The sequence below is a fragment of the Chitinibacter fontanus genome, assembly GCF_013423785.1.
Classification (GTDB): domain Bacteria; phylum Pseudomonadota; class Gammaproteobacteria; order Burkholderiales; family Chitinibacteraceae; genus Chitinibacter; species Chitinibacter fontanus.
The window spans coordinates 384,710-411,347 of record NZ_CP058952.1; the positions used below are offsets into that span (position 1 = coordinate 384,710).

The 26,638-nt window shown below is 48.9% G+C and carries 22 protein-coding genes; 12 read left to right on the forward strand and 10 right to left on the reverse strand.

The features are described from left to right. Position 1: 1 nt before the first annotated feature. Positions 2 to 2,335 carry a PAS domain-containing sensor histidine kinase gene (locus HZU75_RS01770; protein WP_180307506.1) on the reverse strand — a complete coding sequence of 778 codons (2,334 nt, stop codon included), beginning with the start codon at positions 2,333 to 2,335 and terminating at the stop codon, positions 2 to 4. Positions 2,336 to 2,658: 323 nt separating this feature from the next. On the opposite strand from HZU75_RS01770, the gene trhO reads away from it, so the two are divergent. Further along, positions 2,659 to 3,648, forward strand: a complete 990-nt coding sequence (gene trhO, locus HZU75_RS01775) for an oxygen-dependent tRNA uridine(34) hydroxylase TrhO (protein WP_180307507.1) — start codon at positions 2,659 to 2,661, stop codon at positions 3,646 to 3,648. A gap of 75 nt (positions 3,649 to 3,723) precedes the next feature. On the opposite strand, the gene HZU75_RS01780 is transcribed toward trhO, so the two are convergent. Next, on the reverse strand, positions 3,724 to 5,343 hold the full coding sequence (locus HZU75_RS01780) for a methyl-accepting chemotaxis protein (protein ID WP_180307508.1): 1,620 nt from the start codon (positions 5,341 to 5,343) through the stop codon (positions 3,724 to 3,726). A gap of 128 nt (positions 5,344 to 5,471) precedes the next feature. On the opposite strand from HZU75_RS01780, the gene HZU75_RS01785 reads away from it, so the two are divergent. Continuing rightward, positions 5,472 to 5,642 (forward strand): DUF1289 domain-containing protein, encoded by a 171-nt coding sequence (locus tag HZU75_RS01785; RefSeq protein WP_180307509.1) that lies wholly within the window; start codon positions 5,472 to 5,474, stop codon positions 5,640 to 5,642. A 127-nt stretch (positions 5,643 to 5,769) separates the two neighbouring features. On the opposite strand, the gene HZU75_RS01790 is transcribed toward HZU75_RS01785, so the two are convergent. Genes HZU75_RS01790 through HZU75_RS01800 form a run of 3 tightly spaced genes read right to left on the reverse strand, consistent with a single transcriptional unit; the run spans position 5,770 to position 11,468 of the window. Continuing rightward, complete coding sequence (locus HZU75_RS01790) at positions 5,770 to 7,149, reverse strand: efflux transporter outer membrane subunit (protein WP_180307510.1); 1,380 nt, start codon at positions 7,147 to 7,149, stop codon at positions 5,770 to 5,772. Continuing rightward, a complete protein-coding gene (locus tag HZU75_RS01795) occupies positions 7,149 to 10,286 on the reverse strand; it encodes an efflux RND transporter permease subunit (RefSeq protein ID WP_180307511.1) in 3,138 nt (1,045 codons plus the stop codon). The genes HZU75_RS01790 and HZU75_RS01795 overlap by 1 nt, the downstream gene beginning before the upstream one ends. Before the next feature lie 12 nt (positions 10,287 to 10,298). Continuing rightward, on the reverse strand, positions 10,299 to 11,468 hold the full coding sequence (locus tag HZU75_RS01800; protein WP_180307512.1) for an efflux RND transporter periplasmic adaptor subunit: 1,170 nt from the start codon (positions 11,466 to 11,468) through the stop codon (positions 10,299 to 10,301). Between the two features lie 182 nt (positions 11,469 to 11,650). Between HZU75_RS01800 and HZU75_RS01805 the strand changes: the two genes are divergently transcribed. Next, the gene (locus HZU75_RS01805; RefSeq protein ID WP_180307513.1) at positions 11,651 to 12,259 is read left to right on the forward strand and encodes a TetR/AcrR family transcriptional regulator; all 609 of its coding nucleotides are present in this window, start codon (positions 11,651 to 11,653) and stop codon (positions 12,257 to 12,259) included. Positions 12,260 to 12,322: 63 nt separating this feature from the next. On the opposite strand, the gene ettA is transcribed toward HZU75_RS01805, so the two are convergent. Both ettA and HZU75_RS01815 read right to left on the reverse strand, forming a co-directional pair. Then, positions 12,323 to 13,990: an energy-dependent translational throttle protein EttA gene (ettA, locus tag HZU75_RS01810; RefSeq protein WP_180307514.1), complete on the reverse strand. Its 1,668-nt coding sequence runs from the start codon at positions 13,988 to 13,990 to the stop codon at positions 12,323 to 12,325. Between the two features lie 132 nt (positions 13,991 to 14,122). After that, a complete protein-coding gene (locus HZU75_RS01815) occupies positions 14,123 to 14,467 on the reverse strand; it encodes a hypothetical protein (RefSeq protein ID WP_180307515.1) in 345 nt (114 codons plus the stop codon). Between the two features lie 197 nt (positions 14,468 to 14,664). Between HZU75_RS01815 and HZU75_RS01820 the strand changes: the two genes are divergently transcribed. From HZU75_RS01820 to HZU75_RS01835, 4 genes are all read left to right on the forward strand, one after another. Further along, complete coding sequence (locus HZU75_RS01820; RefSeq protein WP_180307516.1) at positions 14,665 to 15,486, forward strand: flagellin N-terminal helical domain-containing protein; 822 nt, start codon at positions 14,665 to 14,667, stop codon at positions 15,484 to 15,486. A 115-nt stretch (positions 15,487 to 15,601) separates the two neighbouring features. Continuing rightward, positions 15,602 to 16,189: a chorismate--pyruvate lyase family protein gene (locus tag HZU75_RS17690; RefSeq protein WP_228028153.1), complete on the forward strand. Its 588-nt coding sequence runs from the start codon at positions 15,602 to 15,604 to the stop codon at positions 16,187 to 16,189. Then, positions 16,186 to 17,049, forward strand: a complete 864-nt coding sequence (gene ubiA, locus HZU75_RS01830; RefSeq protein WP_180307518.1) for a 4-hydroxybenzoate octaprenyltransferase — start codon at positions 16,186 to 16,188, stop codon at positions 17,047 to 17,049. Before HZU75_RS17690 ends, ubiA begins: the two co-directional genes overlap by 4 nt. A gap of 1 nt (position 17,050) precedes the next feature. Further along, entirely contained in the window at positions 17,051 to 17,905 is an 855-nt protein-coding gene (locus tag HZU75_RS01835; protein ID WP_180307519.1) for a hypothetical protein, read from the forward strand. Between the two features lie 47 nt (positions 17,906 to 17,952). Here HZU75_RS01835 and HZU75_RS01840 read toward each other — a convergent pair whose 3' ends face one another. The 3 genes from HZU75_RS01840 to HZU75_RS01850 form a co-directional block, all read right to left on the reverse strand. Further along, positions 17,953 to 19,680: an ATP-binding SpoIIE family protein phosphatase gene (locus HZU75_RS01840; RefSeq protein WP_180307520.1), complete on the reverse strand. Its 1,728-nt coding sequence runs from the start codon at positions 19,678 to 19,680 to the stop codon at positions 17,953 to 17,955. A gap of 16 nt (positions 19,681 to 19,696) precedes the next feature. Continuing rightward, on the reverse strand, positions 19,697 to 20,002 hold the full coding sequence (locus tag HZU75_RS01845; protein WP_180307521.1) for an STAS domain-containing protein: 306 nt from the start codon (positions 20,000 to 20,002) through the stop codon (positions 19,697 to 19,699). An 83-nt stretch (positions 20,003 to 20,085) separates the two neighbouring features. Next, complete coding sequence (locus HZU75_RS01850) at positions 20,086 to 21,273, reverse strand: sensor histidine kinase (RefSeq protein ID WP_180307522.1); 1,188 nt, start codon at positions 21,271 to 21,273, stop codon at positions 20,086 to 20,088. Positions 21,274 to 21,464: 191 nt separating this feature from the next. Between HZU75_RS01850 and HZU75_RS01855 the strand changes: the two genes are divergently transcribed. From HZU75_RS01855 to HZU75_RS01875, 5 genes are read left to right on the forward strand one after another with little or no spacing between them, the layout of a single operon-like run. After that, complete coding sequence (locus HZU75_RS01855) at positions 21,465 to 22,427, forward strand: chemotaxis protein (protein ID WP_180307523.1); 963 nt, start codon at positions 21,465 to 21,467, stop codon at positions 22,425 to 22,427. Between the two features lie 23 nt (positions 22,428 to 22,450). Next, positions 22,451 to 23,392, forward strand: coding sequence for a chemotaxis protein (locus tag HZU75_RS01860; protein WP_180307524.1), 942 nt, complete (start codon positions 22,451 to 22,453; stop codon positions 23,390 to 23,392). Between the two features lie 59 nt (positions 23,393 to 23,451). Beyond that, the gene (gene cheY, locus HZU75_RS01865) at positions 23,452 to 23,841 is read left to right on the forward strand and encodes a chemotaxis response regulator CheY (RefSeq protein WP_028448836.1); all 390 of its coding nucleotides are present in this window, start codon (positions 23,452 to 23,454) and stop codon (positions 23,839 to 23,841) included. A gap of 41 nt (positions 23,842 to 23,882) precedes the next feature. Then, entirely contained in the window at positions 23,883 to 24,644 is a 762-nt protein-coding gene (gene cheZ, locus HZU75_RS01870) for a protein phosphatase CheZ (protein ID WP_180307525.1), read from the forward strand. A gap of 24 nt (positions 24,645 to 24,668) precedes the next feature. Continuing rightward, a complete protein-coding gene (locus tag HZU75_RS01875) occupies positions 24,669 to 26,606 on the forward strand; it encodes a chemotaxis protein CheA (protein ID WP_180307526.1) in 1,938 nt (645 codons plus the stop codon). Positions 26,607 to 26,638: the final 32 nt, after the last annotated feature.

The window sequence follows — 26,638 nt, forward strand, 5'->3', positions numbered from 1 at the left end:
TTCAATAAACAATGTCGTCTAGATAGATTGTAGGTAAGCGAAAGCACATTTGCGTACCGCCGCCGGGATTAACTTCGGCCCATAGATGGCCTTTGTGTTGCTCGATGACCGAGCGGCAAATATTCAGCCCCATCCCCATCCCTTCAGATTTGGTGGTGTAAAACGGCTGAAATAGTTGATTCATATCGGCGACCCCACAGCCGCGATCAGCAATGCGCAGCTCTACGCCTTCGGCCACCAAACGAGCTGTAATCGTCAAGCTGCGCTGCGCAACAGGCGTCTCGGCCATGGCTTCTAGACCGTTTTTGATTAAATTAAGCAGCACTTGCTCTAGCATCACTGCATCCCCCATCACCACCGGGCTTGGCTCAGGCAATGCAACCTCGATTTTAACTTTCATGGTTTGCGCTAATGGATTGAGCAGCGGTACCACGATGTCGATGAGTTCGGCCAAGGTACATGGGGCTTGCTCACTAGCACGTTTGACCACCAGCTGCCGTATGCCGCGAATAATTTGCCCTGCGCGGCGTGCCTGTTCGGTCATTTTGACTAGGGTTTCCTGCACCTTACCCAGCGGTGGCTCTTTTTTATACAACATGGTTTCACAGGCAGTGCTATAGCTGGCAATCGCAGCCAAAGGCTGGTTCAGCTCATGCGCCAGACTGGAGGCTAACTCACCCATATTAACCAAGCGTGCGGTGTGCTGCAGGCGTTCATTACGTAAGCGGGTTTCTTCTTCCGCTTGCCGGCGCTCGGTAATATCCGCGCAGATTTCCAACAAGGCAGCACGGCCATCCAGCCAGTCCACATAGCGCTGACCTATTTGATACTCCCGACCTGTAATTACATCCAAGTCTTCAAATTCATAACTTCCAGGCTGATACCCATTAGATCTACGCCAAGAAACCCAGCAGTAGCTTGCCCCTTCGGCCTGATGCACCAAATGTTCTATCGGGAAACATTTTTGGTGCTTGCGATTTCGATACAGCACGTCGCCGCTTTTAACATCGCTCACACATACGGCCACATCTAGCCCTTCTAAGACGGTCCGCAATTGCTGACGGGATTGCTGTAGCGCTTCGCGGTCACGTTTCAGCTCGGTAATATCATTAATCGATGCCATCCAACCACGGTGCTCGCCCTTACCATCGACCAGTTGCGAGGAATACAGACGCACATCAAAACGCTCACCATTTTTGCGCATATAGCGCAGCTCAAAGCCATTGTGCGGGTTTTGCCCAGCCAGTATCGCGCGATACGCGGCATCGCATTGGGCCAGCGCCTCAGGAGCCCAAAATGGCAACGGTGCTTTTTGCCCTTTGAGCTCTTCCATACTCCAGCCGACCATGTTGGCAAAGGCCAAATTCACATAAATAATGCGCCCTTCTTTGTCGGTGGCCCGCAAACCGGTCACCAAGGAATTCTCCATCGCGGAGCGGAACAAAATTTCATCCTGCAACGCAATCTCGGCCATCTGCCGCTCTTGCATTCGTAAGCGCAGCAGTTTTAAAGCCCAGATAAGCAGCGCCATCAGCAAGACAACCAGCACCAGCCAGCCCGCATTTTCAAAGCGCGAAGGCGTTTTTAGCGGTTTGGCCAATAAGCGCACTCCTGAGCCCATATTGCCAAAAGCGATTTCACGCACATCCGCCCCCTCAAGCTTGCTATGAAACTCGCTGGGCGCCAGCACGCGATTTTGCGAATCGACCAATTGCAATTGATAGCGCTGCACCAACCACCATGGCACCCGATGCTGCAACATGCGCTCAAGGCTATAAGTGGCCATCACGGCACCGTCATAGCTGGCAAAGCGAAACACCGGCACCATTTGCATCATCAGGGGCTCATGACGCATCACAACATTTGAATACAGTGGGTAACCTAAGGTCGCCACCCCATCGATGGCTTCGACTAATTTAGGGTCATTCAATGGCACAAGCTCGGGTGGCCGATGCGTAAACTTGGGCATACCGCCAATATAAAACCCATTGGCATCGACCCATTCCAGCGCCAAAATTTCCGGGTTATTTTTGATGAGCAAATCTGCGCGGACTCGAAACTCTTCGAGATCAATGGCATCGGATGCCAAGGAATACGCCAAGCTTTCCAGCGCATTCTGATTGCTTTGCAGCCGAACACGCAGCTCCTGCTCTTGCCAGAGCAAATCTTGTGCATATGCCGCCTCGCGCGCTAATTGGGTTTTACGGTCATTTTGTAAAACATAAAATGCCAAAGACCCCAGTACCAGCAAAACCAGGCTGTACGCGAGCCACCACGGCCATTGCCGGTGCCAGCGAGCTTTAAAGCGGGAAAATAGTGTCGAAAACAGCCTCATGGCACGAGCATACTTTGGGTATTTAACCGATATCCATACCTTAATACCCCAAGCGGGAATACACAAAGCAGAAGCGCCGTTCTGTTCCTACTGGCGGCAAAACAGCTAAAACTGTCGCATTAAGCCCACGCAGCGCCCCCCAATATCATCCTTACTGCTGTGTGGCGGCTCCCAGCACTTGGGGTATAGGCTATGTACTAAGCCGATTAACTGATAGCGATTTTCAATATTACTCGTATAATTGCGCCTGCTTAAAAATCCCCCACCCTAGGTACAGCTGTTAGGCGTACTAGGTTTTGCCGAACTGGCGAGGAGTTGTGGACATGTCTCAAATCGTTGTGTGTGCTTTATATAAATTTGTATCGCTGGAAAACTACGTCGAGTTGCGCCAGCCGCTGCTCGATCAAATGCTGGGCAACGGCATTCGCGGTACTTTACTGCTGGCGCTCGAAGGTATTAATGGCACGGTAGCGGGCACACAACAAGGCATCGATGCACTGCTGGCTTGGCTGGACAAACAAACAGGGCTGGACAATATCGTCGCCAAGTTTTCCTATGACGACAAAATGCCGTTTCACCGCAGCAAGGTGAAGCTGAAAAAAGAAATCGTGACGATGGGCGTCGAAGGCATCGATCCGCGCCGTGTGGTGGGCACCTATGTCAAACCCAAAGACTGGAATGCACTGATTTCTGACCCAGACGTCGTGTTAGTCGATACACGTAACGATTATGAAGTACAGATCGGCACGTTTAAGGGCGCGATCAACCCGAAAACCGAGACGTTCCGCGAGTTTCCCGACTATGTGAAGCAAAACCTTGATCCGGCGAAAAACAAAAAAGTCGCGATGTTTTGCACCGGCGGTATCCGCTGCGAGAAATCAACCGCCTATTTGAAAGAGCAAGGTTTTGAAGAGGTCTACCACCTAGAAGGCGGTATTCTGAAATATCTGGAAGAAGTGCCCGAAGCAGACACGATGTGGGAGGGCGAGTGTTTTGTGTTTGACGAGCGCGTGGCGGTGAACCACAAACTCGAAAAAGGCCAATACGATCAATGCCATGCCTGCCGCATGCCACTGACCGAAGCGGATAAAAAAAGCGAGCAGTATATCCTTGGCGCTTGCTGCCCACATTGCTTTGGCAAGCATACCCCCGAGCAACAACAACGATTTTCAGAGCGTCAAAAACAAGTCCGTCTAGCACAAGAACGTGGTGAAGCCCATATTGGCAGCGATGCAGCACGCGCCGCCGAAGCACACCGCCAGGCCAAAGAACTTAAAAAACAGCAGGACCGCGAAAAAAACCGCAAGTCTTAAATTGCTAAATCAAATCCGTATCGTAAAAAGCCGCAGCTTTGCTGCGGCTTTTTTTCGTACCGAACACACATTGCCTCACCCAGCGCGATAACAAAATAGATTCACTTCACTGCGCAAATTTTGCGTCATTTTTTCCAGCAGCTGGGCAGACTGACTCATGCTTTGTACTGCCGATGTATTTTCATCGGTCATCTGCGCAACCACTTCCACCTGCTGGGCAATCAATTGTGTACTTGCTTTTTGCTCATTCAGAGCATCGGCAATATTGCGGATGGCGTGATCTTCGCGCTCAACATCGAGATTAATTTCTGCAATCGCCATCCCTGCTTCATCGGCCACAATTGCACAATCATGGGCTCGTTGTACGGTCGCATTGCTGGCATTCACCGCTTGCTTGCTGGCTTCATCGATACGACTCACCATGAGCTGAATATCTACAGTTGCCGCTGCGGTGCGCTCGGCCAGTTTACGCACTTCATCGGCCACCACGGCAAAACCCCGCCCTTGTTCACCCGCCCTCGCCGCTTCAATTGCCGCATTGAGAGCTAACAAATTGGTTTGTTCGGCCACCTCTTTAATCACACCGACTACTGAACTAATCTTATTGGCATCAGCACCCAACATCGCCACCTTGCTGGCGGCATCGGCCACTTCGTGGTCAATATTGCGAATTTCTGCCACGGTTTTCTCAATACGCGCCCCACCATCGGCAACACGCTGCAGCATGGCTTGCCCCATATGGCGTGCATCGTCGGCATTTTCGGCGACGTGGCTAATTGCCACGGTCATTTGCTCTACTGCGGCCGCCATTGAGTTAGTAGACTCAGCCCCGAGGTGCGAGGCTTTGGAGACTTGATCGCTACTACTGGCTAAGTTTTCAGTCTCGCGCGATACCGTATCAATCGCCTGAGCCACATTTGTCACCAGCGACTGCATTTTGCCCGCCAACTGATTGTAGGCAATGGCAATCGTATCAATTTCATCGCTCCCACTCACGGCTACGCGCACCGTTAAATCCTGATGCTCGGTGGCACGATTGAGCTGATCACGCAGTGCGTTAATTTTCCGGCTCATGCCCCAAATCACCCAAGCCGAAAACAGCGCGCCAAACAATACGGCACAGACGATAAAACCGATGGTTAGCTGTCGGGTGCTTGCAAAATTGCGCTGTGCCAGCTCGAAATTATTTTTCGCCTCACTCAATTGCAGATCCACTAATTTGGAGATGCTGGCCGACACCGGATCAATGGCTGGGTATAGTGCAGTACGCGCAAATTGATTTAGCGCTTCCATGTCTTTCTGTGCCAGTATTTGCTCTACGCGATCAATCTCCCGGTCAGCCGCCTGCATACGGGTCAGCGTTTCTTTCACAATGGCAGCTTCATCTGTGGTCATTTCGGTGGCGCTATAGGCCTGCCATTCGGTTTGCAATTTGGCTTGAGCATCGCGGATTAATTTTTGTGCAGCTTCTGGGCTTAATGTTTGATGATTGGCCTTGTGCGTCGTATCTACGATATTGACGGCGTACTGATCTGCGACGATTTTTAATTGCGCCAGCGGCAAAATACGATCGCTATAGGTGGTCTCAAATGCCGCATTGGTTTTTTCCAGCCCCTGCAACGCCAATACGCCCATCACCATCATTAGCAGCAATAGACCTGCGCTTAAAACCATCAGTTTCGTTTTAATCGTCATCACACACTCCTTGAGCAACACTGTGTTTTAAGTCTCAAGTAGACAGAAGGCAAGAAATGCAGGCGATTCTCGATTGCATTTATGCCCAATTTCAGCTTCAATGCGCGCCTGACGCAAGGAAACACCGGATGACGATCGCCTCCCCCTGTATTAAGTTATGCCAGCTCGATGCCGCGGGCCAATATTGCATTGGCTGCCAGCGCACACTGGACGAGCTACGCCGTTGGTCAAAAGCCAGCGACGATGAAAAACAAATTATTATTGAGCGTATTAAGCTGCTCGAACCGCAACCTAGCTAGGGTATATCCAAAAAAGCTATGATTAGCCTTATTTAGCTGGCTATACATTAATCTAGAGTGCTAGCCACATAAAAAAACCGGGCCACTCGTGCCCGGTTTTCGACGCTCTAGTTTTACGCGTATTGTTTCAATACAAGGCAGTGGCTTTATACACATTGACCAGATTTTGTGCTTGCTGCAATTTAAGTGTATTGAACGTCTGCTCGGCTAAATACAACGAGCGCTGACTTTCCAACACTTCCAGATAGGCAGCTACGCCTTTCTGGTATCGCGCTTGGGCAATATCAAATGCACGTTGCGCGGCAGCTACTTGTGCCTGCTGCGCTTTCACGCGATCCTGATCACTGCTCGCTTGCGTTAAGCCATCACTCACTTCACGAAATGCGGTTTGAATCGCTTTGTCGTAATTGGCCAGCGCAATATCCCGCTCAGCGTTAGCGATATCTAAGTTGGCCTGATTGCGCCCACCGTCGAAAATGGGCAGGTTCAGTTGTGGCGCAAATAACCACATCCCGCTACCTGATTGAAATAAATTCGACAGACTATTACTCGCAAAGCCGGTATTGGCCGTGAGCGTAATACTCGGGAAAAACGCCGCGCGCGCCGCACCGATATTGGCATTGGCCGCTTGCAGTGCTAACTCGGCCTGCTGCACATCCGGCCGACGCAGCAATACTTCCGATTTAAGCTGGCTCGGTAAAACTGGGTTAGCGGTAGCAAGGGCAAAATCAGTGGGCAAATCAGTGACTGGCAGTTCGCTACCCAACAAAACACGCAGCGCATTTTGATCCTGCACGATCAAAGCTTGATAACGCGCCCGATCACTACGCGCAGTTTCGAGCGCAATTTTCGATTGTTGCACATCCAGCTCACCAATAATTCCGGCTGCGAAGCGGCGCTCGATCAGCGCATGCGATTGCTCACGGCTGGCCAAGGTGGCACTCACACGCTTGAAGTTGGCCTGATCTGCCGCCAAGTTATAATACGCATTGGCGACCTCAGCAATCAAACTCAGCCGCAGGCTCTGCTGCGCCGCTTGGGAGCCCAGATATTGCGCCATCGCGGCATCGTTTAAACTTTTAATCCGGCCAAACAAATCGATTTCATAGCTAGTCAAGCCCACGGTCGCGCTGTACTGGCGATTGATATTACTGTTACCACTGGTTTTGCCTTGGACATTGCTACCGGCATTCAGCCCTATCGTCGGCCAGCGGCTAGCCTGATTAATCTGATACTGCGCCCGCACTTTCTCGATATTCAGTGCCGCCACGCGATAATCTCGATTATTGGCCAAAGCAGTACGAATCAGGTTTTGCAGTGCTGGTTCAGTAAACAATTGCTCCCACTGGGTATATGGCTGCAACTCTTGATTCGCATTAGCGACTGGCGCATACCCATTATTTATCTCAGCTTGCACTACACTCGCCGGGCGCTCGTATTGAGGCGCAAGGCTCGTGCAGCCAGAAAGTATTGCCAGAATGGCAATTGAAATCAGTGAGCGCGTCATTAACGTGGCTCCTTATTAGGTTCAGCCGCACGATAGCGGCTAGCCGAGAAGTAGCGGCTAATCAGAACAAAAAAGACGGGAACGAAGAAAATCCCCAACACAGTCGCGGTCAGCATGCCACCCAAGACGCCAGTACCAATCGCATTTTGCGCCCCCGAGCCGGCACCACCCGCTAAAGCCAATGGCAAGACACCAAATCCGAAGGCCAGTGAAGTCATCACAATCGGGCGCAAGCGCATGCGTACCGCCTTCAAGGTTGCGGCCATCAGCTCCATGCCATCATCGACCAGCTCTTTGGCAAACTCGACGATCAGAATGGCATTTTTCGCCGACAAACCAATCGTCGTTAGCAGACCCACCTGGAAGTACACGTCATTACTCAAGCCACGCCCCATCGTCGCCGCTAGCGCACCGATCACGCCCAATGGCACCACCAGCATCACCGAGAATGGAATCGACCAACTTTCATACAGCGCCGCTAGACACAAGAACACAATCAGCAAAGATAAGGCGTACAGCGCTGGCGCTTGCGCACCGGCTTCACGCTCCTCCAGTGATAAACCACTCCACTCATAGCCAATGCCGGGTGGCAATTTGGCAATCATCGCTTCCATGGCCTTCATCGCATCGCCCGAGCTTTTACCGGGTGCCGCCTGCCCTTGCAGATTCATCGACGGTACGCTGTTGTAGCGCGTCAAACGCGGCGAACCATAATCCCAACGGCTGGTCGCAAACGCAGAGAACGGCACCATCTGACCACTGGCGTTTTTCACATACCAGCGATTAAGGTCTTCGGGCTTCATCCGGAATTGCGCATCTGCCTGCAGATACACTTTTTTCACTCGGCCACGATCGACAAAATCATTCACATACGCAGAGCCCCAAGCCGCGGACAACGTTTGATTGATTTCGCTAATTGATAAGCCCAAAGCACTGGCTTTTTCCTGATCAATATCGAGCAGCAATTGCGCTGAATCGGGCTGACCATTGGGACGTACACCGACCACATTTGGGTCTTTGGCCGCCATCCCCAGCAGCATATTGCGCGCTTCGGTGAGCTTTTCATGCCCTACACCGCCACGATCTTGTAACTGCAGATCAAAGCCCGAAGCGTTACCCAGCTCCATCACTGCAGGCGGGGCAAAAGCAAACACCATCGCCTCTTTGATCTGGGCAAACGCGCCATAGGCACGCCCCATCACGGCCTGAACGTGCTGGTCTTTTCCGTGGCGCTCGGACCAATCTTTTAGCATCACAAAGCCGATACCGGCATTTTGCCCGCTACCACCAAAGCTGAAACCAGCCACGGTAAAAATCGATGCCACATTGGCTTTTTCATCAACCAAAAAGTGCTTCTCAACTTTGTCCAACACACTGATGGTTTGCTCTTGCGTTGATCCTGCAGGCAACATCACCTGTGTGAACAAAATACCTTGATCTTCATCGGGCAAGAACGACGTCGGCAAGCGCATAAACATCGCAACCATCACGCCAACCAGCAATAAATACACGACAACATAGCGGCCGGACTTCAACAGCCATGCACTCACGGTATTTTGGTAGCGCTGATTCAGCCGTTCAAAACTGCGATTAAACCAGCCGAAGAAACCACTTTGGCCATGATGCGAACCTTTAGGTAAAGGTTTGAGCAAAGTGGCACACAGCGCTGGGCTTAACGTTAGCGCGACCAGCACAGATAGCGCCATCGCAGACACGACAGTGATCGAAAACTGGCGATAAATCACCCCAGTTGAACCGCCAAAGAATGCCATCGGCACAAATACGGCTGACAGCACCAGCGCAATCCCGACCAGCGCGCCAGTAATTTGCGACATTGATTTGCGGGTGGCTTCTTTTGGGCTTAAGCCCTCTTCGCTCATCACCCGCTCGACGTTTTCCACCACCACAATGGCGTCATCGACCAACAGACCAATGGCTAGCACCATCCCGAACATGGTTAGTGTATTGATCGAAAAGCCAAACGCCGCCATCACCCCGAAAGTACCTAGCAACACCACAGGCACCGCAATGGTTGGAATCAACGTAGCACGGAAATTCTGCAAGAATAGATACATCACGCAGAACACCAAAATTACGGCCTCAACCAGCGTTTTAACGACTTCTTCAATCGATAATTTCACAAATGGGGTGGTGTCATACGGCACCACAACATCCATACCCGCCGGGAAATATGGCTGCATTTCAGCCATTTTGGCGCGAACCAGTTTCGCCGTTTCCAGCGCATTAGCACCCGTTGCCAAATTAATACCAATACCAGCGGCTGGTTTACCATTGAAGCGACTTTCTACGTCATAGCTTTCAGCTCCGCGCTCTACCCGGGCAACGTCTGACAGGCGCACTTGGCCACCGTCCGCTTTAACCCGTAGCAAAATACGGCCAAATTGCTCGGGGCTTTCCAGTCGACTTTGGGCAATAATCGCAGCATTAATGCGCTGCCCCGGTAATGCAGGCATCCCACCGACCTGACCGGCCGACACCTGAGCGTTTTGAGCTTTAATCGCTGCAATCACATCCTGAGTGGTGAGTTTGTAGCTAGCCAGTTTGTTAGGATCAACCCAGATACGCATCGCATATTGCGCACCAAATAGTTGCACATTACCTACGCCGTTAATCCGGCTGATCGGGTCAATGATATTGGCAGCTGCATAGTCGGCGAGATCGGTTTTCGTCATATTGCCATCTTTGGCAACAAAACCAACCACCATCAGAAAGCTCGATGACGACTTGGTAACCGTCACCCCTTGTTGCTGCACTTCCTGCGGCAATTGGGTCAACGCCAGTTGCAGTTTATTTTGCACCTGCACTTGGGCAATATCTGGGTCTGCATCGGCTTCAAAACTCAGGGTAATGCTCACAGAGCCAGATTCATCGCTGCTTGAGCTGATATACCTCAGCTTATCGATCCCCTTCATCTTTTGTTCGATAACTTGAGTTACCGAGTCTTCCACGGTTTTAGCCGCTGCACCTGGGTATTGCGCCGAAATCGTAATTGCCGGCGGAGCCACAGGCGGGTACTGCTCGACGGCCAAGCCGCGAATGGCAAGCACACCGGCCAGCATAATAATCAAAGCGATCACCCATGCGAAAATGGGCCGATCAATAAAAAAACGCGCCATCTTGTTACTCCTTTATTGGCGGGCTGCTGCGCTGGATGGCGTAGCAGTTTTGGCAACTTCGGCTTTCACCGGTACGCCTGGCTGTACTTTTTGCAAGCCTTCCACAATGATTTGCTCGTTGCCTTTCAAGCCTTCGGTAATGAGCCACTGATCACCCACGGCACGGCTTGCCTTAACCTGAATCGCTTGTGCCTGCCCTTTGGCATCTACGGCCATGACCATCGCCCCGCCCTTAGGAGTACGGATCAGGGCCGCCTGCGGAATCAGTACCGCATTACTCACATTGGCTTGAGCCAATTTGGCGCGCACAAACATCCCCGGCAGCAGGGTTTTGTCTGGATTTGGCACTAATACTCGCAGTGTTACGCCTCCCGTATCGGGATCGACTGTGGTATCAGCAAATTGCAAAGTACCGGGCTGTGGATATTCGCGGCCATCTTCAGTGATTAAGGTGACGCTCAGCCCTGCCCGTTTGGCTGCCGAGTCAGCAAACTCAGCTTTTAGTCGTACTAACTCAGCACTTGACTGGCTAATATCGACATAAATCGGGTCCAGTTGCTGTACCGTGGTTAAGGCGCTTGCTTGGCCAACGGCCAACAAAGCCCCTTCAGTCACAGCCGATTTACCAATTCGACCACTAATCGGAGAAGTAATTTGGCTATAGTTCAAATTGATTTTGGCAACTTGCTGCGCGGCTTTTGCCGCAGCAACATCGGCTTTGGCCTGCAAGTAAGCGGCCTGCGCATCGTCGTTTTCTTGTTTGCTCACGCCATTAATTGCAATCAATTCCTGATAACGCTCAGCTTTAAGACGAGTGCTAACCAGCGTAGCCTCCGCGCGGGCCAATGCCGCGCTGGCACTGTCATAACTCGCTTTGAAACTCGCGTCATCAATCTGGTACAAGGCTTGACCTGCTTTTACCTCAGCGCCCTCTGCAAACAAGCGCTTGAGCAAAATACCGCCGACTTGTGGACGAATCTCAGCAATACGATGCGCAACGGTCCGGCCCGGTAATTCGCGCTCAATCTTGACGTCTTGCACTTTCAAATTGACTACGCCAACTGGCACTGGGCCGTTTGCACCGGCCCCCTCTTGCGAGCCATGCTGACCACACGCGGCCAAAGTGGCGGCTAGCAGCGTCAGCGTCAATACACGAGGCAGGGACTTTAGCGATCTGGACATAATTGGTTCTCTTAATCAAATACTTATCAATGAAAAGCCAACCAGATCCTGCTGGCCAGCTTGTATTTTTTAGAATGATCATTCTAGAATGAACGATCATTCTAATTTCTTACCAAAAAAATGACAAGTCAGTATAATTCCCCACCTAATATGGCTTGAGGAACTTAGGGAACTGTGTACAAATGTGCGCCCAACTAATCGACATTCCAGAAATTGATAAAGCTGAAGCCCGGCGCTTGCAGGTGCTCGATGCTGCTGCCACCTGTTTTCGCGTTGCAGGCTTTCACGCCGCCAGTATGGCGTCCATCGCCAAGGCGGCAGGAATGAGCGTCGGTCATATCTATCACTACTTTGACAATAAAGAAGCCATCATTTCAGCCATCATCGATCGTGAGCAGCACAAACAGCTACAAGTCATTCATATGCTGCTGCATGCTGAGAACACCATTGCCGCATTGATTGAACATGCGGCTGAAGGCTTGGCTGACAGCCTCGATTTATCTAATTCAGCGCTTAATTTTGAAATGATCGCCGAAGCTTCTCGCAACCCCAAAGTCGCAGAAATGCTGCAAGCCTCGAACCGAGTTCTACATGAATTTGGTAAAGACATTATTACTAAAGCGCGGCAAGGATTGCCAGCACTGAGTGAAGCGGACAACGATGCGCGGTGCGACCTGATTATTTCTTTGTTTAATGGGCTTAGTATGCGTGCCATTAGTAATCCCGATCTTGATACCGAGGCAATCTTGCCGGCATTACAAAGAACCATCGTTCAAATTGTGCGTAGCTGATTAAGGCAACTTATAGTGATAAAAAAGCCACTCCGCAGAGTGGCTTTTTGAATTGATGATCGATTAACGAGAGATGGGCTTGTAGCGAATGCGTTTCGGTTTCGCTCCCTCTTCACCCAGACGTTTCTTCTTGTCGGCTTCGTATTCTTGATAGTTACCGTCAAAGAATGTCCATTGCGAATCGCCCTCAGCCGCCAAAATGTGCGTGGCGATACGGTCAAGGAACCAGCGATCATGGGAGATCACAAAAGCCGTACCGGCAAATTCAAGCAAAGCGTCTTCCAATGCACGCAAAGTTTCCACGTCCAAGTCATTCGATGGCTCGTCAAGCAGCAAAACATTACCGCCTTTCAGTAGCGTTTTGGCCAAATGCAAACGACCGCGCTCACCACCGGATAGATTACCGACGATTTTTGCTTGATCGGCACCTTTGAAGTTAAAGCGACCCAGATAGGCGCGGCTGCTCATCTCGAACTTGCCGACAGTGATCAGATCATGGCCACCTGATACGTCTTCAAAGACTGTTTTGCTGTTTTCCAAGCCTTCACGACTTTGCTCAACAAAAGCCATTTGCGTGGTTTTACCGATTTCCACTTCACCGCTATCAGGCAATTCTTTACCAGCGATCATTTTGAACAGTGTCGATTTACCTGCGCCATTAGGGCCGATAATGCCGACAATCGCACCGGCTGGCACATTAAAGCTCAGATTGTCGATCAACAGACGATCACCAAAGGCTTTCGACACGCCTTTAAACTCAATCACTTTATCGCCCAGACGCTCAGCGACGGGAATAAAGATTTCTTGAGTTTCATTGCGTTTTTGATGCTCAAAGCTGCTCAATTCTTCAAAGCGGGCAATACGCGCTTTCGATTTAGCTTGGCGACCTTTGGCGTTTTGGCGTACCCATTCCAGCTCTTTGTTCAGGGCTTTCTGGCGCGCAGATTCTTGCGACTCTTCCAGTTTCAAGCGAGCTTCTTTTTGCTCCAGCCAAGATGAGTAGTTGCCTTTCCAAGGGATACCTTGGCCACGGTCCAACTCCAAAATCCACTCAGCGGCATTGTCGAGGAAGTAACGATCGTGTGTTACCGCCACGACGGTCCCCGGGAAGCGCACCAGGAATTGCTCCAGCCATTCAACCGACTCGGCATCCAAGTGATTGGTTGGCTCGTCGAGCAAGAGCATATCTGGTTTCGAGAGCAGCAATTTGCACAGGGCTACGCGGCGTTTTTCACCACCGGATAGATTGCCAACAATCGCGTCCCACTCTGGCAAGCGCAGCGCGTCGGCGGCAATTTCGAGTTGCAACTCAACATTTTCACCGGAACCTGCCGAAATAATCGCTTCCAATCGCGCTTGCTCTTCGGCCAGCGCGTCAAAATCAGCGTCTTCTTCGGCATACGCTGCGTACACGGCTTCAAGCTTGGCTTGCGCTTCAAATACTTCGCCCAAACCGCTTTCAACTTCTTGGCGCACGGTATTGGTGGCGGTCAACTCTGGCTCTTGCGCCAAATAGCCGATTTTAATGCCGGGCAAATGCTGGACTTCGCCGTCGTATTCTTTGTCGACGCCAGCCATGATTTTCAATACAGTCGATTTACCTGAGCCGTTCAAACCCAAGAGACCGATTTTTGCGCCCGGAAAAAAAGACAGGGAAATGTCTTTAATAATTTGGCGCTTGGGAGGAACAATTTTGCTCACGCGGAGCATGGACATAACGTACTGGGCCATGAGATAGATCCAATGCTAAAGAATGGTGCAGAGTGTAGCAAATACTCGGGCACTGCGCCCAGCCAACATTAATACTCCCACACCGTATTACTCTTTAAGCATTAAAGAAAAAAGCTCATAAACGAATACCTATCAAGCACCGATAGGCGTTTGCCAATCGCACTCGATCGACACAACTGATCGGTCGCTAGTAAGCTGTAAACCATATTGATCTGCCTGGGCGCTCACTGGCAAGCGATGAGTAACACGACCAATTTGCGTTACCTTGCCTTGCCCATCGGCCGTGACATACAAACCGATAAAACGCTGTGCCATAGAACGCAAAGCCAGCGGCATACGCCCAATCATTCGACTTGATAACATCGGCGCTGCGCCACGAAAAGCTGGTTGAGCCAAATATTCAATTAAAGCCATAGGTACTTGAAGCTGTTTTTGTTGAGCAAATGCAACGCTTGAAACTCGAAAACGATAAGTCATTGAAAGCCACCTCAAATAGAACGTACGTTCACAATACAAGACGATTGCCTAAACCTCAAGCAAAAAAAGAACGAATGTTCTACAAAAACAACATGGCAAGTTTTGTGAGACCGCCAGTCACATCGATTCGCTAAAACATTGAAAAAGTAGTATTTTTACAGTAAGTACATAAATAAATCGTCTTTTGGAGGTGCATCATGGCCCTCGGACTCAATACCAATGTGACATCACTGTCCGCTCAGCGATACACGACGAACACTCAGGATGCACAAGCCAGAACGCTGAATGCTCTTTCGTCGGGAAAACGCATCAACTCTGCGGCGGACGATGCGGCTGGGTCGGCCATTATCGAGCGCTTTGCGGCGCAAATCATCGGGAACAGCCAAGGCATTCGTAATCTGAATGACGCCGTTTCATTATCCCAAACGGCTGAAGGCGCCATCTCGTCAATCTCTGACAATACCGAGCGAATTCGTGAGCTGACCGTGGCCGCGGGTAATAGCACTCTATCGGCCAGTGACCGGCAAGCCCTACAAGCAGAAGTCAATCAGCTTAGCCAAAGTAATAACGACATTATTCAAAACACACAATTTAATGGCATGGCTATTTTGCAAGGTGGCAGTTTTAATTTTCAAGGAGGCGCCAACAGTGGCCAATTGCAAAATCTAAACACTGGCAATCTGGCGGGAAGTGGTGCTTTGGCCAGTGTTGCTGGCCAAATTGATCTCTCCAGCGTGGCAGCGGCCAACACAAGCCTGAATGCTCTGGATCAAGATCTGCAACGCATTAGTAACGAACGCAGCAATCTTGGGGCATTTCAAAATGGGATTGAAGCGAACATCAACAATTTACGCGTGTCGATCGAAAATCAGGCCGCAGCCAAATCGCGCATTGCAGATACAGATTACGCCGCGCAAACTGCCAATCTGGCGCAAGAATCAATTCGGAGCCAAGCAGGCTTAGCCATGCAAGCGCAGGCAAATGCGTCCAGTAAACAAGTGCTCAGCCTATTGAGATAAACCGTGGGTATAGCCCTAAAGGGCCTTCTTTTAAAGAGCCAGGGGAATATACCTGCGAAAAACCTAATTTAAATGCAGCTCAACGATAAGCCGTAGACAAGCGGACTACGAGTGCATGGGCTTGTGGCATAATAGACTTCTTGTTGATTGCACCGAAGCCCTTGTTTTGTCAAAGCACTTCTCCCCCTCATTTTGGCATTCACCCTTGGCACGCGCACCACGGCATTTGCGGCCTTGGTTATGTGAGCAAGGCTCATTAACTCAACGCTTAATTGCCCATTTTCCAAGCTTTTCGGTGCGAGTCTTGCGGCAAGGCTATTATCGAGCCCATCTGGATGAACAACTGATTTTCACCCCCCGATTTGAGCGGGTAGCGACGCGGGAAGTACTTCTGTGCAGCGAAAATACTCCGCTAGTATTCGCTCACAGCATCACAAGCCGGAGCAGCATGCGCCGTGGTTTTTATCTACTTGGCCGCACTGGAAGCCGCCCATTAGGTGCTTTACTTTTTGCCGACCCCAAAATCAAACGATCATGCTTATCGTGTCGGCAAATTGATCGGCGCCACTTACTATGGCGCAAGGCAGTTGCTGCGGCAGGCCCACAGGCTAAAACCCTCTGGGCACGCCGCTCTGTGTTTTACTCCGGACAGGATCAACTCCTGATTACTGAAGTCTTTTTGTCGCCTTTGCTCATACCATGACACTTCAACATCGCCTTTCTGCCTATTACCGACTGGCCCGCATGGATAAACCGATTGGCACCTTGCTACTGCTGTGGCCCACCCTGTGGGGCTTATGGATTGCAGGCAAGGGGCTGCCTGATTGGCAACTGGTAGTTATTTTTTGCCTGGGCACTTTTTTGATGCGCTCTGCGGGCTGTGTGATTAATGATTGGGCTGATCGCGATTTTGATGGGCACGTTGAACGCACCAAAGCACGTCCGCTCGCAGCAGGCGAAGTCTCCTCACGCGAAGCGCTATACTTAGCGGCGGCACTTGCATTGCTAGCGCTGATCATTGCTTTGCCACTCAATACACTGGCCTTAACTTTAACGATTCCTGCCGTGTTTTTAGCGGGTTCCTATCCATTTACCAAACGTTTTTTGGCCATCCCACAGGCTTATCTAGGCATTGCCTTCAGCTTTGGCATTCCGATGGCATTTGCCGCGCAAAATGGAGCAATTCCATCAATGGCTTGGTGGCTTATGTTAGCCAATTTGCTCTGGACGATTGCCTACGATACGGAGTACGCCATCGTGGACAAGCCAGACGACCTCAAAATCGGCATCAAAACATCTGCCATTACTTTTGGCCAATATGATGTGCTAGCCGTAATGCTGTGCCATCTAGCATTTCTACTCATTATGTATTGGCTCGGGCAATCCATTGGCATGGGGTATTTCTACTCAACTGGCCTTGGTCTGGCGGCAGTTCTGATTGCGCTGCAATATCCCCAGATACGCCATCGCGAGCGGCAACGCTGTTTTCAGGCCTTTTTGAGTAACAACCGAGTAGGAGCAGTGATTTTTTTGGCAATCTTGCTCGACTATACAGTGCGTTAACATGCGCCCAGCACCACTGACTGACGCCGAACAGCGTTATCTGATTGGAATTCTTTCTGACCTAGAGTCCGGCGATGCGCGCCAATGGTATTGGCTAGAAATTGCACATACTTTGCCCACCGCTAAGCCAACCCAACGCATACACTGGCTAGGTATAGCCTTCAAAACCTTGGGCATCAAGGCGCTAAGCCCAATACTTATCAAGCTAAAAATCAAAGGCGCGGATTTATACTTGGATAGTGCGCAGCGATTAACAACATACGTCAGACAAAAACTTAACGATGCACTGCTGTTTACTGGCACACTGATTGGATTAATGGCTGGCTTTCAATTGCTTCCTGCCAGTTTGCAATTTGCCACTTGGTGTACAGCACTACTAGGCGCAGCTTGGCAAATCATGCATGAGCTTAGGCTCAGTAAAAAAAGTAAAGCCGACGAGACAATAGAAGCAAACGATAGCGAGGCATTACCTAGCGCGGAATCAAGTCTGGGTTTAGCGAGCATTTTACTGGCCGCAGGCGTGAATGCCCAGTTAAGCCTCACACTAGTCAAAGGGCTTAAACAGGACCCCGCGACATTTACTCCCCCACTGCTACTTCACTGCCCGCGGCTGAAACCAAGCCCAGAACCCAACCTGCCTAATAAATTATGGCTAAGCGGGCTAGCTTGGCTTATTCCTGGCATTATTAGCAGTAAATTGCTGGGGCTGGTTATAGCGCCGTGGAATGCCTTATTGGCATTATGCCTGCTCGGAGCCATTGCATTTTTGCTGCACCAGCAGCGCTCCGCGCGTTTAATGATGTTGGTAAGTTGGGTCGGTGGGTTTGCTCTAGCATCAATCGCGCATTACTTTTAAGGCCCACAACCAGCAGGAAACATTGCGCTGAGGTGAGAATAAAACGGTCACGTTTGCGTGGGCAAATAGTAAACTTCAACCTCGTTGCCCAAGCCGATAAATTGAACCTTGAGAGACAGCGCCCGCACCAGCGATACGCCACGACCAAAGGTTGATGATGGAATGGCTGCTGCATCATGGGCGTTATAGATCGCCCGCCAGTCAAATCCGGCACCACTATCTTTAACACGAATCTTCAAAATTTCAGCATCTTTATACTGCAAACCCATCAAATCAATCTCGATTCGGCCTTCCTGCAAATGCGCCAAACGCTCAGCACGCTGAGCTAGGTAGACTTCCATCCCATCGGGTGCGGTTTTAATTTTCGAATCGAGCATCAACAAGCCGTGATCAACTGCATTTACGAACAACTCGGTAAGGATCAGGAAAATATCGGATTGCACATGGCTAAGCGATTTAATTTCTTTAACAAACGACATCATAAATGGGATGGTGTTGACATAACGTAACTCATCCGCACTCAAGATCAGGCTGTAGCGCCAATTGCATTCGGTTGCAAGATTAAAATCAATGGTACTGGGGTCAACCTTTGGCTTGACGGCCTCGATATCCAGTTTGGCCTGCAATTCACGCTCATCCAAACCAAAACGCGCAACGACCAGTGAGACATCATCGTGATGCTGCCCACCCGCGAGAAAATCATTCAAATGCTCTTGTACCGCTTGAATCATAGATTCAGCGTGCGTCTGCGCTAAAACACCAAGTAGCGATGCTAGGCCATATTCTGTTTGAGACGGGTTACGAGCTTCGACCAGACCATCCGAGTACGCAATAATGTAACCCGGCTCTTTGTAGTAGATTCGCTCTGGTACCAAGTCGAGCGAATGTGATGGCACGATTCCTAGAGGCAAATTACTGGAACTACAAACCCTCAGCACTTGCTTATTAGCATCGAGAATTTGAATTGGCGGCATGCCTGCATTCCAAATTTCGATAGTGCCACTTACTTCATCAATTGAAATCAACGAAACACACACAAATCGCCCAATCGGCAATACTTGGCGCACTTTGGCATTCATTTCAAACAAGATATCGGTAATTGAATAGCCTTTCTCAGTCATGCTGTAAAAAGGCTGGGTCAGTGGCAAGACATTTAAGGCTGCAGTTAGTCCATGCCCAATTCCGTCTGCCAGCAAAATATGCAATGCCTGCCCAGGCGTACGGGCAGCAGCAATCAGGTCACCGGATAAGCTTTCGGCAGGTGATAGCAAATAGTCAAACTGGGGATCCGCAAGCCGCTCCGAATTGACCATCTGATCCATCAGATGGCGAACGACTCGTTTTTCTTCTTCTGCCCGTTCGTAATAATCAGCAAGGGTTTGTGATTGCTCTCGCACCTTCCGATTCAAATCGAGGGTACGGCCAAAAGCTTTGAGTTTTGCTTCTAGAACACGGAAGTTAACGGGCTTATTGATGTAGTCATCAGCACCACGCTCAATAGCATCAGCTAAGGCATTTTCTTCGCCAACACCCGTGACAAATACAATAGGAACCCAAGTGCCCCCCGCTTCGGCTTTAATCTGAACCGCCGCCTCTGGCCCAGACATAATGGGCATCATCACGTCCATTAAGACCAAATCAGGCTGCTCTGCACGCCAAAGCTCAACCGCTTCTTGCCCGTTGCGGGCAACCAATGCACTGTGACCTAAAGCCTCAACAAATCGAGAGATTAATAAAAGTATCGCCTCGGTATCGTCAACGACCAAGATCTTCATAAATCGAACCTACTTGTTAGCGGATCGTAAAGATCTTGCCAAAACAAGCGATCTCCAAGACCTGCTTTACCGTATCGCGGCAATTCACCAGAGCAAGCGTCTTGCTCGCTGCGGCAATTTTCTCTTTGAGCAATAAAAGCATACCCAATGCTGAACTATCCAGATAGTTTACATTCTGAAAATCCACCAGAACTTCTTTGATATCTGGATTGGCAATAATTGACTCACAAACTTGGCGAAACTCACGATGAGCGCTGAAATCAAACTGACCCGACAAGATTACTCGGCCTACACTGCCTTCAATTTGTACCGTAGGAGTCATTCTCACACCAACCTTTCGCTAATCTATGTTTATAAATTTGGCTAACCAGAGCCTATACACACAAGTTAGGTAGAAAACCAAACTCAGCTTTGTCTTAACACATTAGTTGTCTCGAGCACTCGAGGCAAGCAAATCTTGAATTCACTACCCAAATTTGGAGTTGAAGTAACAGTTATTTCCCCACCATAGCTGGAAATCAAATTCCTTACAATTGCCAAACCCAAGCCAGTACCGCCCTTTTTGGTTGTAAAAAAAGGTTCAAACAACCTTTCAAGTGCAGAAGCAGAAATTCCAACACCTCGGTCACTCACCAATACCGTTACTTGCCGCTCACTCAACTCAACACGGCAGCTCACGAGCTGGCCTGCGACAGAAGCTTGACAAGCATTTTCAATTAAGTTGCTGAATGCGCCACTCAGCTCCTTGAAGTTTGCCATCACAACGGCAGAATCGTTTGGCAATTCTAATTGCAGCAAAATCCCTTGCTGCTCAAAAACCGACTTTACTTCAATAAATGCATCCTGAACTACCTCTTGCAATGAAATAGGGCTTACTTCTTGGGGCTGACCACGAACAAACAACAGCATATTTTGGACCAGTGCCTCCAATCGCTGTAAACGTTCACTGGCTTTTACTGCGAACTTGATACGATCGGCCTCTTGAAGCTGTTCACGCTGTAAGTGCCCCACATACAACAACCCAGCTGCCAATGGTGTACGAAGCTGATGAGCTAGTCCCGCAGCCATCTCGCCCATCGCCACCAAACGACTATTGCGCTGCAAAGTTTGCCGCATTTCGACAGATGCACTCACATCATGCAGCAATACCACGGTCACAGCCTCCTCGACTACCTGCACTTGTTCAACAGTAATATAGCGCTTCAAATCGACAGATTCGAATAGCAGCAATCCGCTCTCAGAGGTTTCCTGAAAATGGACAGTACAAAAATCATCCCAATTTTTAGCTACCAAGGACTCACCTAAAAGGCCAAGAGCGCGCTCATTACAGCGAATCACCATACCTCGATCATCAACCTCCAACACCCCGGCAGGTAATCTATCGAGCAACAAAGTGAGACGCCGTGACAACACTGCCTTCTCTTCAAACTGTTTTTTTAGATTGCCATTTGCAACTGCAAGCTGTTCCGTGAGGGATGTAACATCTTGCTGCAGACCTGCATAAGCATTTGATAATTGATGAGAAGCTTCAGTAAAAAGCGCAAACGCCTCTTCCAAGTCTTTCGAATTGATTTGCTGATCTTGACTTGTCACAAAAAAGCGTCCTTGTTGCTTTGCAATTTTTGCATTATAAATGCCTTAATCGCTGTAGCTAAGACTGAATATTGCTAGTTCGATTAAAGCGAGTAAATTTATTCACTCGTCCCCTTGAGTCAACTAAATTTAAATGTAATTTTGCCGATATATCTGAGCTGCAATCAACCGACGCATAATGGAGCAACCTCGTGTCAGAACTTCTAAAAAACATTGATGCACGGACCAAACTAGCCGGCACAAACAAGCTAGAGATTCTGTTATTTACATTGGGCTTGGACCAGCGCTCAGGGCGCCGTGAGACATTTGGCATCAATGTATTCAAAGTTCGCGAAGTAATGCGCACACCAGAAATTACTCAAGCACCAGATATGCCATCCTCTGTGGAAGGCATGGTTAGCTTACGTGGTTCATTGGTTCCTGTTATTGATCTTGCCAGATATGCTGGAATTCAAACTGAGAGCCGGCCAGAGATCATGATTGTGTCTGAATACAACGGACACACACAGGGCTTCTTGGTTGAAGCTGTTGATACAATTTTGCGGCTTGATTGGTCGGTTATGCGGGTACCACCGGACATGCTAACCATGCAAATGGGTGGGCTAGTTACTGCGGTGACAGAGCTTGAAAATGGCAAACTGGTCATGATGCTTGATGTCGAAAAAGTACTCGCGGAAACGACCCAGCACAGCAATCGAGTTGATACCACCACGGTCATTCAAAATCAGAAAGTCGTCAATAAAACAGTGTTTTTTGCCGATGACTCTTTAGTCGCTCGCAGCCAGATCGAACAGACCCTTGACGCCATGGATATTCGCCACATGCATGCCATTAATGGCAAAAGAGCATGGGACGAATTATTAAGAATCGCTCAGGCTGCTGAAATTCAAGGTGTCATGGTTAAGGACATGATTCAACTCGTATTAACTGATGTAGAAATGCCTGAAATGGATGGCTATATGCTGACCAAACAGATCAAAAGTGATCCACGGTTTGCTGGCATTCCAGTATTAATGCATTCGTCACTCTCCGGTTTATCAAATCAAAAATTGGGGCAATCCGTTGGTGTTGACGGGTATGTAGCAAAATTTGAGCCACACAAATTGTCACAAAGCATCGCGAATTTCTTGCTACGCAATGAGCCTGCCAACTAACAAATTTTGACTTGGAGCACTCCATGAGCAAGCCTGAACAGACAAATTTGCTTGATACCGTTGATGCGAGAACAAAATTAGCCGGCTCCAATAAAATGGAGATTCTGCTATTTACACTTGGAACGCGCGAGATTTTCGGGATTAATGTATTTAAGGTTCGAGAAGTATCTCAAACCCCAAAAATAACGAAAACCCCCAATATGCCACATGGCGTAGAAGGGGTACTTTCGCTACGCGGTAATATAATCCCAGTAATTGCATTATCACGCTTTGTATCCACGCAAGAAGTCCCGACAGGGGATACAACAGGGACGATGATCGTCACTGAGTTTTCAAAACATACCCAAGCATTTCTAGTTCATGATGTAGACCGGATCATTCGTGTCGACTGGGATAAAGTCAGAGCCCCTGAAACAATGCTAGCGGGCAATCAAGCGTTAATTACCGCCATTACCGAATTGCCAGATGGAAAACTAGTTTCTATTTTGGATGTTGAGCAAATCCTTGCTACGGTGATTGGAGAGCCCGTTGTTCCAGATTTACCTAAACCGCAGATTAATCCCGACACATTTATGTTCTTCGTAGACGACTCTTTGGTTGCGCGCAAAGAAATTGTCAGCGTGCTGGACAAAGTCGGTGTTAAATATCACCAAGCAAACAATGGTAAAGAAGCGTGGGATAAACTGCAAAACCTCGCAAACCGCGCCGTTCACGATGGCGAATACCTTAAAGACAAGCTCAAACTCATTTTGGTTGATGCAGAAATGCCGGAGATGGATGGATATGTGCTAACAAAACATATCAAGTCTGATCACCGCTTCCAAGGTATTCCAGTTGTGATGCACTCATCATTATCGTCCAATGCAAATCGTGCTATGGGCGCAAGCGTCGGTGTTGACGCTTATGTAGCAAAATTTGATCCATTCATATTGGCAGATACCTTAGCGCCTTTATTGGCTAGCTGATTATTTGCATTAGATTCACATTATTACGCACCTTATGCGGTGCAAAACTGGAGCAAGTTATGGCAGATCAGAACATGCGTTTTCTCGTGGTAGACGATTTCTCTACCATGCGTCGCATTGTCCGAAATCTTCTTAAGGAACTCGGATTTACCAATGTAGATGAGGCCGAAGACGGCCAGGTCGCGCTTCATAAGCTCAAAAATGGACAATTTGAATTTGTGGTAACCGATTGGAATATGCCCAATATGACTGGAATTGAATTGCTTAAGGCAATTCGTGCTGATGCACAATTAAAACATCTGCCAGTACTGATGGTTACAGCCGAAGCAAAAAAAGAAAACATCATTGAAGCAGCAACTGCAGGGGCAAGCGGTTATGTAGTGAAGCCTTTTACAGCGGCAACACTAGATGAAAAGTTGAAAAAAATCTTTGCCAATATGGGCAAATAATTTTAATAACCGCAAACATAAATTTTTCGCAGGAGAAGACTGTGAGTGATCCAGCATTGCAAGGCGGTGATTCCGTAGATCTCGAAGCGTTATTTGACAGTATTGTTCAAGCCAACCAACAAGATCAATCGGACAACAATGCTAGCCAAGTAGACACGATTAATTCAGCAGGACCGCAGCAACAATCTGAAATGGTTGAGCCTGCGAAATCTATGTTTTCGCACATCGGGCATCTAACTAGAAAGCTGCATGATACTTTACGCGAACTAGGTCTGGATAAATCACTTGAAACGGCCGCTAGCTCAATTCCTGATGCACGTGACAGACTGTCTTACGTAGCAACGATGACAGAACAAGCCGCTGAACGTACGTTGAATGCACTTGATGTTGCCAAACCATTACAAGACAGTATTACAGACCAATCGACAGCACTGGCAAAAGAATGGGATCGCTTTTATGCCAAACAAATGTCTGTTGACGAATTTAAAGTTCTCGTAGAAAAAACAAGAGCACATTTGCACACGACTGTTTCGCAATCCGAACAAGTTAGCAATCAGATGCTTGAAATTATGATGGCGCAAGATTTTCAAGACTTAACCGGCCAAGTTATTAAAAAAGTACTAGCAATGGCAAAAGAAATGGAATCCCATTTGCTAGACTTTTTGCTAATGTTTAGCCCGAATGCCGGTAAAACCGAAGATACAGGCCTGCTTAATGGCCCTGTTGTTAAATCTGAAGGTCGTACTGACGTAGTAACAAATCAAGAACAAGTTGACGACCTACTAGAAAGCCTCGGCTTCTAAATCCACTGGCCCAAGGAGATAATCATGAGTGATTTCGCTGGCATGGAAGACCTGCTGCAAGACTTTCTAACCGAGTCATCCGAACTGCTATCTGAAGTTGACAATAAACTGGTTGAGCTTGAGAAACGTCCGGACGACAAGGCCTTACTAAATGATATTTTCCGCGGGTTTCACACCATCAAAGGTGGCGCTGGGTTTCTAAATGTTGATGCCATGGTGAGTTTGTGCCATCGGACCGAGAACCTGTTTGACAAATTGCGTAATGGCGAGCTGCAGCTAAATCCAGAGATTATGGATGAAATCCTTGCGGCAACAGGAGTGGTTCGCGAGATGTTTGGTGCCATGGCACAATCACGACTCCCCTCCCCTGTTGACCCTGCGCTACTGCAGGCTCTTGATGATGTACTGGAGGGACGCCCAGCGTCGACTCAGCATTCAACACCTAGTAATGCGACCCATGACGAAGCAATTAATGATACTGTTAAAGCAGCCCAACAAGAGGCTGCCACTAACAACACATCGACTGAGCATGATTGGCAACAACTTTACAATGTTTTGCTGGATGAGCAACCAACCATAGAAATAGAGACTGGAATTATTGAGTCCACAGCAACACGAATTGATCCTATACCTGCAATCGTGCCCGCGCCAATTGCAGAGCCGATGCTAGCATTGAAGCCTGCGGCAGCCTCTACCCCAGCCCCGCAACAACGCCCACAGCAAGCAAGCACTCAACAATTGGCCACACAAGAGACGACAATTCGTATTGATACGGTTCGCCTTGACCAAGTTCTGAACCTATCTGGTGAAATTGGGCTAACAAAAAATCGTCTTACTACATTACGCACTGACATCATGTCGGGCAAGATGGATACAGTAACGCTAAAAGCATTAGATGAAGCGATTGGTCAATTGGATTTGCTCGTTGGTGACTTGCAAAATGCCGTGATGAAAACACGGATGCAACCAATTGGCCGCCTCTTTCAAAAATATCCACGCTTGGCTCGTGATCTGGCACGCCAAATGGGTAAGGATGTTGAACTAATCATTTCAGGTGAAGAAACCGAGCTTGATAAAACCATGCTAGAGGATCTTAATGACCCTCTAGTTCACTTGGTGCGCAATGCAGTAGACCATGGGGTGGAAACAACTGAGGAACGAATTGCCTCAGGTAAACCAGCGAAGGCGGTTGTGGAATTATCTGCGACCCAAGTTGGCGATCATATTCGCATCGAGATTACAGACGATGGACGCGGCATGCGCCCCGACGTTATTCGTCGTAAAGCGCTTGAAAAAGGCCTCATTGATATTGAAACGGCAAATAGCTTAGATGATAAGCAATCATTGCAACTAATTTTCCTGCCTGGATTCTCAACAAAAGATCAGATATCAAGTGTTTCTGGCCGTGGCGTCGGTATGGATGTGGTGAAAACTAACATCCAGAAACTAAATGGGCGCGTAGACATTCAATCCGTTGTCGGTGATGGATCCCGCTTTACAATTTCACTACCACTAACATTGGCAATCTTGCCGGTGCTTGTCGTAAAAGTCTGTGATCAACCATTTGCAGTGCCTTTGGCTATGGTCCGTGAAATTATTACGATCAGGCAAGAGCAAGTACAAGAAGTTTCGGGTCGTGCCACAATTGTGGTGCGTGATGAAATATTATCGGTACGTTCACTGGCAAATCTAATCGGCTGGCAAGAGGTTCAAATTCCGCAATTTGGCGTTCTGATGCAATCGGCTGAGCACTCATTCATTCTGGCGGTTGATAGCTTTATTGGCCGTGATGATGTTGTGATCAAACCGCTACAGCACATCAGGCCCAAAGGGATTGCCGGAGCCACGCTCTCTGGCGATGGTTCAATTGTCCTAGTATTGGATATGGAAGACCTACTCGCCTCAGCTAATGCTGACCATTCGGCAATTAAAACATCGAGGTTTGCGCAAGAACTTCTGTAGTGCGAGAGCCTTGTTGCCTGAAAACATAAGAA